Origin of the sequence: Terriglobus sp. YAF25 (genome assembly GCF_052113305.1) — a bacterium.
GTDB lineage: Bacteria > Acidobacteriota > Terriglobia > Terriglobales > Acidobacteriaceae > Terriglobus.
In genome coordinates this window covers 1-9791 of the sequence record NZ_JBFRCY010000067.1, presented here as the reverse complement: position 1 = coordinate 9791, position 9791 = coordinate 1, and the positions used below count along the sequence as shown (strand labels likewise).

The following is a 9791-nucleotide window of genomic DNA, read 5'->3' as shown; positions in this document are numbered from 1 at the left end:
GCTGACTCTCACCTTTGTGAGAAGTGGCGCGGAAAGAAAGCAGGTTGCCGGTCCGGACGGTGGGTTTGCTTTTATTCAACTCACTACAGGCGACTACCGCCTGGGAGTTGAGGCGGCCGGCTTTGGATCGGCGCAGCAGGCGGTTTCGTATCAGGGAGCTCCTATCCATCTGATGGTGCCGCTCGGAGCCGCAGCCAGCACCGAGGTCACGGTCTCGGCGACGGATATCGTGGAGGAGCCGACAGCGCCGGCGCATGTGCTCATCACGCCGGAGGAGATCGATCGCATGCCGTCGCAGAGTGTGAGTGCTCCCTTCAGTTCCCTGATCACAATGACGACACCTGGAGTCTCGGCTGACTCCAACGGATCCTTCCATCCGCTTGGCGATCATGCGGAGGCATCCTTCTTCGTCGATGGCCAGCCGATCACCGATCAGCAGAGCCGCACCTTCTCGACACAGGTATCGCTCAACACATTGCAATCGGTAGACGTTCGCGAGGGCGCTCCGGGGGCAGATGTGGGCGATAAGACCAGCATGATCATCGCTGCGCAGACACGGTCAGGACTGGACCAGCGAAGACCCTCCGGAACGCTTCAGCTCAGCCGTGGATCTTTCTATACCACCAATGCAGGCGCCAGCCTCGGATTCGGAACAGAACGCTTTGGTTTCTTCACCGCGGCCGATGCAGTGAACAGCGCGCGCTTTCTTGATACGCCGGAAGCCGTAAACCTGCACGCGAATGGCAACGCGGAGAATACCTTCCAGCGGTTTGACTATCGGCTTACCGATAAGACGGTCCTCCAGCTTAGTGCAAGCCTGAGCCACTCGTGGTTTCAGACGCCGAACACCTTTGACCAGCAGACGCTCGGACAGAACCAGCGGCAGACCATTGTGAGCTTCAATGTCGCGCCGCAACTGGTGCACACCTTCAACGATCACGCCTTCCACCGCATCAACTTCTGGGTGCGGCAGGATAAGGTTCGCTATCGTCCATCCGGCGATATCTTCTCTGACTCTCCGGCCTACCTGGCGCAGGCCCGCCGTCTGACCAATGCGGGAACACGCACGGAGTTCACCTATACCCACGGGCGGCACAATATCGTGGCAGGCGGCGAATATAAGCACACGTTCCTGACCGAGCAGTTCGCAACAGGGCTGACCGACCCTACCTACAACAGTCCATGCCTGGGACCGGATGGTGCGCCGTCCTCCAACACCACCGTGCGCCATCCTTCGCAGTGTGTCGGTGCCGGACTAACATCCAACGCCGACTACCTTCCGGGTCTGCTCCCGCTCGATCTCACTCGCGGAGGCTCCATCTACTCGTTCCGTGGCGGAACTGATATTAAGCAGCTCGCACTCTTCGGGCAGGACTTCATTCGGATGGGACAGCTTCAGCTCAAGCTTGGCCTACGCTACGACAAGTACAACGGCATGGTGAGCACGTCCGGAGCACAACCGCGTTTGGGCATGACCTACGGAGTCCAGCGCATCCGCACCACCTTCCGTGGAGACTACTCCCGTGTCTTCCTGACGCCCTACAACGAGAATCTCATCGTCGCGAGTTCTGATGGTCCGGGATCGCCTTCTGCATCCCTCGGAGCCTCGGGTTCGCACGTTCTCAGCACAGCAACCAGAAACCAATTCAATATCGGCTTCACGACGGACCTGAAACGCATCTCCTTCAGCGGAGAGTACCTTTGGAAATTTACTTACGGAGCCTACGACTTCGATGTGCTCCTTAACAGCCCGCTGACCTTCCCCACACAGTTTGCTAAGTCCAAGATCGACGGAGGCCTGGTACGGGTAACCCTACATCCCTATCGCGGATTCGCCGGTTTCGTCACCGTAAGTCACACTCGATCCCGCCTCTTTGGTCCCCAGTTGGGAGGCGTCAGCTTCAGCGCGCCATACAGCAACGTCGTTCGGCCAGACCATGACGAGGGCCTGGCGATGAATCTCAATGCACGCTATCAGTTCGGCAGGCGCGGCCCGTGGATCAATGCTTCCTACCGCTATGATGGCGGGCTGGTTTCGGTCGCAACGCCCGACATTCCCACGGTGCTCAAACTCAGCGGAGATGAACAGCAGCAGATGGGACTGCACTGCGGTGACGTCTTTGCAACCGTCTCAACGCCGATCCGTTCCTGTGACGGAGCGATCCGCGCAACCCGCATCCGCATTCCCGTCCCAGGGACGTATGACGCGGACCGCAATCCCTCCCGCATCGCCGTTCGCAATACGGTCGATCTCTCCATCGGCAAGGATGACCTGATCTCGCACGAAAAACAGAGCCTGGGCGTACGGCTCGACATCGTGAACCTGAACAATACCAGCGCTCTGTATAACTACCTCTCGACGTTTTCCGGAACTCACTTCCTGACTCCCCGCACGGGGACGATAGCGATCCGGTATACCTTCTGAGCCCGGGTTCAAATTTTCTACTCGATCCATCACATCCTCGGGTATGCTCTTATACCGATATAAAAGTGATTACCCCCGGGGGGACGATGAACCTTAACCATCTGAAAATGCTGCAGGTATTGGAGCAGGCCGGCTCCATTTCAGCGGCAGCGGAGGAGCTGGCAACATCACAGCCCCGGTTGACCCAGCAGCTTCAGCAGGTCGAGCGTGAACTTGGAACCACGCTCTTCCATCGGTCCCCGCGAGGCCTGGAGCTTTCCGAATCGGGCCGTGCCTTCCTGGTCTATGCCAAGCGAATCAGCGCGATGTACGACGCCGGGCATGCCGCGGTCCGCCGGCTGGGCGAGGGAGCCGGCAAGACGCTTCGGCTGGGAGTCAGCCTTACCGCCTCGACGCAGTTTGTGCCTGCGGATCTTCTTGCCTTTCACAAGGAGCATCCAGACGTACAGGTCAGCGTGACCCGCAGTCTGCCCAAACATCTTGTGCGTGGGCTCGAGAATGAGCGGTTCGATCTCTGCCTGGGACTGGAGCTCCCTGAGTCTCCTCTCTTTGTCCGCGAAGATGTCTTTCGGACCCGCATGGTGGGCTTCTCCTCACAAGAGATGGCCGTACCCGAGAATCCCACCCTGGAAGAGTTCTGCCGTCACCCGCTGATCCTGCCTCCCCGCACCTGCGGAACGCGCACGCTGATCGACGATGCACTGCGGCGCGGGAAGGTGAAGGCTCAAGTAGTGATGGAGATCGATGACATTGCCACCATTCTGAACCTGGTGAAGGTGGGAGCGGCTGTCACCATTCTGCCCAGCATCGCATCCTCTACATCGGCGCTACAGCGATCGGAGTTTCGCGACTTCCACGAGGAGGCTAAGGGGCATTTTCTTTATCCGCGCAGAACTACCCCAGAGAGCGAGACCTTTATCCGCATCGCCGGGGAGCGAATCCGCTCTCGTCCGGATGGGAATGCCCCGGAAAGCTGATTTTGCGACTTCTTATATCGATATATCCGCGATCTCACTTCAGCGGAAATCGCCGAAATGGACTGCTTCCGGAGCGGAGGGCTGATCCAGAAACTGGAGGGTGGTCGAGGGACCCAGGCTTGTGGGAGGATCCCACTCGCGCAGCGCCCAGACCACCTTCTTCTCCGGCGTGATCTCGATCGCCTGAATGGTGTGCGGTCCATCCGCCGCGTAGTTCTTGCTCCACTCATTCACCCAGTTGTTGATGACGGTATTGCCGTTCGGCAATCGCCATGCCTGCTGCAGGCTGGTGAAGTGATACTCAGGCACTTCCGCCGGAGTAAAAGACCAGACCGTATCTCCGCGCCGGGTGACTTCGCGGACCCCGACCCGATCGGTGATCAGGACGTTGCCATTCTCCAACGGAGAGACACCCCAGGGACTTGTGGCTGGAAACGACCAGAGCTCGTTTCCCTCCGCGTCATACTCCACAACCTTATTGAGATCCATGTGAGCAACGAGCAGCGTTCCCTCGGGTGTCAGCCGCGCATGCCGGAACTGGGTATGAACACGGATCGGATGCTTGACGGCGAGCGTCAGCTCTTTTTCGATCGCACCCGTGCCGGTATTGACCACACGCAGCAGAGCGGAAGGATCGCCATTCTGGATGTAGAGGACGTGCGAGGTACCGATGGGAACGGCAGTGTGAACCTCATGGCCCGCGGGCGGATCATAACTCCATAGAATCTTCTTTTCAGGCGAGATGAGCTTAACGCCGTACTGATGAGCGATGAGAAGATTGCCGTTCGAAAGCAGCACGGCATCGCTGATCTCTCCCTTCTCTTGCGGGTCATCGTAGCTCCAGTCGATTTTGCCGTGTCGAACCAGAAAGACTTTGCGGTCGTGGGATTCACCGGCATAGAGAAAATCGTGGCCGGCGAGGCCTTTTCCCGGAAGCGGCACGGAAGACAGGGGCGCAGAGACCTGTGCCTGCGTTCCGTAGACACAAAAAACAACGAAGATCACGCTGAGAGATCGGGATAGGAGCATGTGTTCTCGCGGAAACGGATGGAATAGTCGAACGTCAGCCATTCTCCACCACGGAAGACGCATCGTTCAAGCGAAGGGATACCGTCGTTCTTTCATCCCTTCGATCTGAATCGCTGACGTCTGGAGTCAACGGCTATCTGCCGAACGAATGCAATCACATCGTCACATCGCCTTGCGGCGCGGGAGTCACCTGCCTGCTCGTAGCCGCTTTTTATCTTTCCGAAGAGAGCTATCACCTTCTTCCAGTCAGCTTCCGTCGCGCTGAACTCGCCAAGCATCTTCCGTGTCCATTCCGAGACGCTCATCTCACTTGCTTGAGCAGCCTCCGCGATGCGCCTGCGGTCGGTTGGCGTGAATCTGACGGGAACGATCTCACCTTTGGCTTCCCTTTTGGCGAGCTTTGGGCGACCGGCCTTCTTCTGCACAAGCGTGATGTCTGGCATCGAAACTCCTGACTCAGGAATGACTGCGTGTTATTCAGCTCGAAGCATTTCCACTGGATCGACCTTCAGTGCCCGGCGAACGGCGGGTACGGCTGCAAAAACAACAGCGAGAGCAATTGCCGTCAGCGGAAGGACTAGCATGAATGGATTCTCTGCCTTCACGCCATAAAGCAAAGACCCTACATATCGAGCTGCCGCCTTTCCGGCTACCAACCCAATTGCACTTCCTGCGCCTACGACAAGGACGATTCCGAAACTCACCTGCCGAACAATATGGGCTGCACGTGCGCCCAACGCCAGGCGGATACCAATCTCTTTTTTCTTCTCGACAACTGTGTAGTGCAGCACTCCGTACAAACCAATGGCGGCCAACAGTAACGCGACCGCACCAAAGAAGATCGAAAGCATCGCCAGCAGACGTTCACGAATCACCTGTGCCAGCCGCAGCTCCTCTTGCGTGCGTATATTCACCACGTGCATGTCCGTCCGCGCCTTGCTCACCTCTCGCCGCAAGGTTGTCGCCATCGCCATCGGATCCTGTGCCACGGTCTTCACCACAATGGTCCAGTGAGGCACGAGTCCTGCGGGTGCATCCGTCGCAGAAACAGGTTTAGGCCTAAAAAAGAATGGGATAAAAGCTACAGGCGGCATTGCATCATGAGTGTTGCTGTAGACGGCGTCCTTGACTACACCGACGACCTGCACCTTATCACGTCCGCCGTTTTCCCCTCGCTTTTCAAAGACCTTACCGATGGCGTTCCCGCCTCCCAAAAATGTCCTGACAAAGGTCTCATTTACGATCGCCACTTCGGGAAAGAAATCTCCATCGTGAAAGTCGCGTCCTGAGGTCATATCGATTCGCATGGTCTTCAGCCATTCCGGCGAGATATTGAGAAAGTATGCGAGCTGGGAACTGAACGGGCCGCCGCTAATGGCGATGGAGTCATTCCAGGCCGATTCGCTCAATAGGGGCCAGGAGCACGAAGCAACACTCTCTACTCCGGGAATCGTCCTGAAGTGTTCCACAACACTTGCCCATGCGGTCGCTTCCGTCTCCTGCCGGCCGGTTGTCTCCAGCAAAAGCAGCCTGTCAGCATTGAACCCCAACGGCTGATCCGACAATCTCTGAAACGTAGCCACGAACAATCCCGCGACAAAGAGGACAACGAAACAGAATGCAACTTGCACTCCCAGCATTCCCCGCATCCACCGGTGACGTGCCCGTGGCGCATCACTACCCTTCAAAATGCTTACTGGCTTTACCCACGATGCCCGCAACGCAGGCGCCAAGCCGAAGAGCAACATCACACCAAATGTCAGTACGATCCCGAATGCGATCACCCTGGCATCCGCCGGCAACATGAGCTGTACCGGGACATCGGGCCGGTCGATCATGAGAACAACCATCGGGGCTGACCACCAAGCCAGAATCAAGCCCGCAGCGGCAGACAGGACCGCCATCATGCCGGCCTCGACCAACATCAATTGCACGAGCCGCCAGCGCCCAGCACCGATCGAGACACGGAGTGCCATCTCCCTGGCTCTACCCGCGGCCTGCGCGGTCATCAGGTTGGCCACATTGATACAGGCAATCAACAGCACCATCGTGACCAGCACTCCAAGGGTCACAAGTGCCCTGCGGTACTCTTCCCGAAAGTCGGAGACACCGGTACTGGCCGGCAACATCACAAYTTCGTTATTCAATAGATTCTTGACAATCTCGGCAGAGAGGCCCGCATCTCCTTTTAAACGCGTCTCCTCGAGGTGATAGTTAATCGCCCCTAGTTTGTCCTGGACTGGCGTTAGTTCTTGGTTCTCATGCAGTGCAACAAGCGTACGAAACCACGTCCAATTTGCCCTACCGTATCCACGGTGCATTGCCATCGGGAGGAAAATATCGGCGATTGTTCCCGGAGTGGTTCCGGTAAACCCCTTTTGCGCGATGCCAACAATCTCATACACACCGTTCTGGAATCGGAAGGTGTTGCCGATGACACCTGGATCCCGCTGGAAGCGACGTCTCCAGTAGTCGTCAGACAATACAGCATAGGGGGCCTTCCCTTGCGCGACGTCGTCGGCATCGGTAAGGAGCCTGCCCATTTGCGGATGCAGACCGAAGACTTCGAAGAGATTCCCAGAGACATGCACCACCGTTGCTTTCTCCAATTCCTGCTCCGTGGAGTACGTCAGTTCCTCACGAACGGCATACGAAATCGCAACGAGATCGGCCTGCTGCTTTACAGCTTTACGCATTTCGAGAAATGCCGGAGAGTCCCACGCGTTGTAGCTGCGCCATTTGCCATCAAAGCTGATCCCCTGCTTTGTCAGTCCATAAAGTCGTTCCGGATGTGCAATAGGAAGCGCGCGCCACAGCATCGCATCCATCAGGCGGAAGGCGCCGACGCATGCTCCCATGGCCAGGGCGAGGGAAAGAATAGCGACCGATGAGGTCACCTTGTTTCGCTTGATCTGCCTCCAGCTAAAAGCCACATCGGCGCGTAGTGCGTCCAGCCATCCTTCCACGCGCAAGGCATAGCTTGCCTCGCGCTGACGAAGCGAGTTGCCCAGAGCTTTTCGCGCCTCTGCCTCGCTACGGCCATGTTCCATAGCTTCGGCAACATGAGCTTCAAGCTCTTCTTCGATCTCGCTCCGCAGACGATCCGCACGAAAGACATTCCCGACTCGTTTCCACAAGGCCATCTCACACCGTCCTGAGAATCCGGTTGACTGCGGAGGAGACGTCCTCCCAACGTTGCTGTTCGGCGGCGAGTTGCTTCCTCCCCTCCGCCGTCACCTCATAGACACGCGCCCTTCGACCCGTATCCTTCTTGACCCATTCCGCGCTGATCCAACCCGCCTCTTCCATACGGTGCAGGGCCGGATACAGAGAACCCTCCTCGGCGCGCAGCACATCGTTCGACATCTCTCCAATGGCCGTCATGATCGCGTAGCCATGCAGCCCAGACCGGCGCGAAAGAATCTTCAACACCAACAAATCCAGCGTTCCCTGTAACGAGTCAGTCTTTCTCATACCTAGACATCTTAATAATTAGATGTCTGGGTATCTGTCAAGATCGATCTTTCATCTGTCCATTTCCGGACACGCGGACACGTTTGCGGACACAGCAGGGTTGAAGAAGACCCGTTAAACCATTGATATTGCTATGGTTACTTTGGCCCAAAAGGTGCTCCAGTATTTCTACGTATGGACATCCAAAGACCTGATATCAGGCTAAAGAAGCAACGGCGGCAGTGGATCTTAGGTGGCGTTCTGGTCCTGGTGCTGTCGGTAGTGGGGTGGGCTGTCTCCCGGTTGAAGCCTGCCGCGCCGACCGTTGACCGTGCGACCGTGTGGACCGACACCGTAAAGCAGGGACCTTTGCTGCGCCAGGTTCGCGGCCCGGGCACGCTGGTTCCGCGCGAAGATCGCATTCGCCTTATCCCCTCCGAGACGGAAGCGACCGTTGTCCGAATCCGCGTTCTTCCCGGCGCGAAGGTTGATCCGGACACCATCCTGATGGACCTGGTCGATCCGACCGTACAGCAGGAGCTGCTGGACGCCGAACTGCAATGGAAGGCCGCGCAGACCGACCTGATGAACGTGAAGGCGAAGCTCGACAGCGACCTTATGACCCAGCAGGCCGCAGCCGCCACCGTCAGTGCCGACTACAAACAGGCCAAGCTGCAGGCTCAAACGGACAAATCGCTCTTTGACCTGGGCGTCATCAGCGGTTTGACCTACAGCGCCTCCAAGGGCAAGGCCGACGAGCTAACGACGCGCGATGAGATTGAGAAGAAGCGGATCACCGTCAATGAGAAGGCGATCGAGACCCAGATCGCCGTGCAGCAGACCAAGGTGGAGCAGGCACGTGCGCTGCTTGCGCTGAAACAGCGGCAACAGGACGCCCTCAGCGTTCGGGCCGGCATCAGCGGTGTCCTGGTCGACCTTCCCCACCAGGTGGGCGAACACGTGGCGCCGGGCACAACCCTGGCCAAAGTCGTCCAGCCTGATCAGCTCAAGGCCAGCCTGAAGATCGCCGAGACCCAGGCGCGCGATATCCAGATCGGTCAACCCTCTGAGATCGACACCCACAACGGCGTCATCCCCGGCAAAGTGATGCGTATTGACCCTGCTGTAGTGAACGGAACCGTGACCGTTGACGTAGAACTAGCAGGCGCTCTTCCGCAGGGAGCGCGTCCGGACCTCAGCGTCGATGGCGAAATTGATCTCGACCGGCTGTCCAACGTACTGTTTGTGGGCCGGCCCGCATTCGGCAACGAGAACAGCACGATCAGTCTTTTCCGCCTGGGCTCTGATGGAAAAACCGCAGTTCGGGTTCCGGTAAAGGTTGGCAAAGCATCGGTGAATGCAATCCAGGTCATGGAAGGATTGCAGGCCGGAGACACCGTGATCCTGTCGGATATGAGCCGATGGGAGAACACAGACAGAATTCGCCTGGAATAGGAAGCGACAAGGAGAGATTAAATGGCAGAGACGATTATCGACATCGAGCAGCTCACCAAGGTCTTCTACACCGACGAGATCGAAACGCATGCGCTATCCGGCATCCACATGCAGATCCAGCGCGGCGAATACGTGGCGATGTCGGGCCCATCGGGTTGCGGCAAGTCGACGCTGCTCTCAATCATTGGCCTTCTGGATACGCCGACGAACGGCCGCTATCAGTTGAATGGAAACGAAGTCGCAAACCTTAACTTCTCCGACCGGTCACGTATCCGTAACCAGGAGATCGGTTTCATCTTCCAGAGCTTCAACCTGATTGGCGATCTGACCGTTGCCGAGAACGTGGAGCTACCGCTCACCTACCGTAGCGGCATGCCGGTTGCCGAGCGCAAGAAGCGCGTGCAGGAATCGCTCGAGCGCGTCAACATGGCGCACCGCATGCGGCATTACCC

General features: G+C 57.7%; 8 protein-coding genes. 4 read left to right on the top strand and 4 right to left on the bottom strand.

Annotated features, from left to right (window positions below):
• On the top strand, nucleotides 1-2425 hold a 2425-nt coding region (locus tag AB4043_RS04415), incomplete at its 5' end, for a TonB-dependent receptor (protein WP_442306561.1).
• A gap of 86 nt (nucleotides 2426-2511) precedes the next feature.
• The gene (locus AB4043_RS04410) at nucleotides 2512-3402 is read left to right on the top strand and encodes a LysR family transcriptional regulator (protein WP_442299811.1); all 891 of its coding nucleotides are present in this window, start codon (nucleotides 2512-2514) and stop codon (nucleotides 3400-3402) included.
• A 39-nt stretch (nucleotides 3403-3441) separates the two neighbouring features.
• Here the strand turns inward: AB4043_RS04410 and AB4043_RS04405 are convergent, their stop codons facing one another.
• The 4 genes from AB4043_RS04405 to AB4043_RS04390 form a co-directional block, all read right to left on the bottom strand.
• A complete protein-coding gene (locus AB4043_RS04405; protein ID WP_442299812.1) occupies nucleotides 3442-4431 on the bottom strand; it encodes a beta-propeller domain-containing protein in 990 nt (329 codons plus the stop codon).
• A gap of 92 nt (nucleotides 4432-4523) precedes the next feature.
• Nucleotides 4524-4874 (bottom strand): plasmid mobilization protein, encoded by a 351-nt coding sequence (locus tag AB4043_RS04400; protein ID WP_442299813.1) that lies wholly within the window; start codon nucleotides 4872-4874, stop codon nucleotides 4524-4526.
• Nucleotides 4875-4904: 30 nt separating this feature from the next.
• Nucleotides 4905-7574: an ADOP family duplicated permease gene (locus AB4043_RS04395; protein ID WP_442306560.1), complete on the bottom strand. Its 2670-nt coding sequence runs from the start codon at nucleotides 7572-7574 to the stop codon at nucleotides 4905-4907.
• Between the two features lies 1 nt (nucleotide 7575).
• On the bottom strand, nucleotides 7576-7905 hold the full coding sequence (locus AB4043_RS04390; RefSeq protein WP_442299815.1) for a PadR family transcriptional regulator: 330 nt from the start codon (nucleotides 7903-7905) through the stop codon (nucleotides 7576-7578).
• A 174-nt stretch (nucleotides 7906-8079) separates the two neighbouring features.
• On the opposite strand from AB4043_RS04390, the gene AB4043_RS04385 reads away from it, so the two are divergent.
• Together AB4043_RS04385 and AB4043_RS04380 are read left to right on the top strand one after the other, a co-directional pair.
• On the top strand, nucleotides 8080-9339 hold the full coding sequence (locus tag AB4043_RS04385) for an efflux RND transporter periplasmic adaptor subunit (protein WP_442299816.1): 1260 nt from the start codon (nucleotides 8080-8082) through the stop codon (nucleotides 9337-9339).
• A 21-nt stretch (nucleotides 9340-9360) separates the two neighbouring features.
• On the top strand, nucleotides 9361-9791 hold a 431-nt coding region (locus tag AB4043_RS04380), incomplete at its 3' end, for an ABC transporter ATP-binding protein (RefSeq protein WP_442306559.1).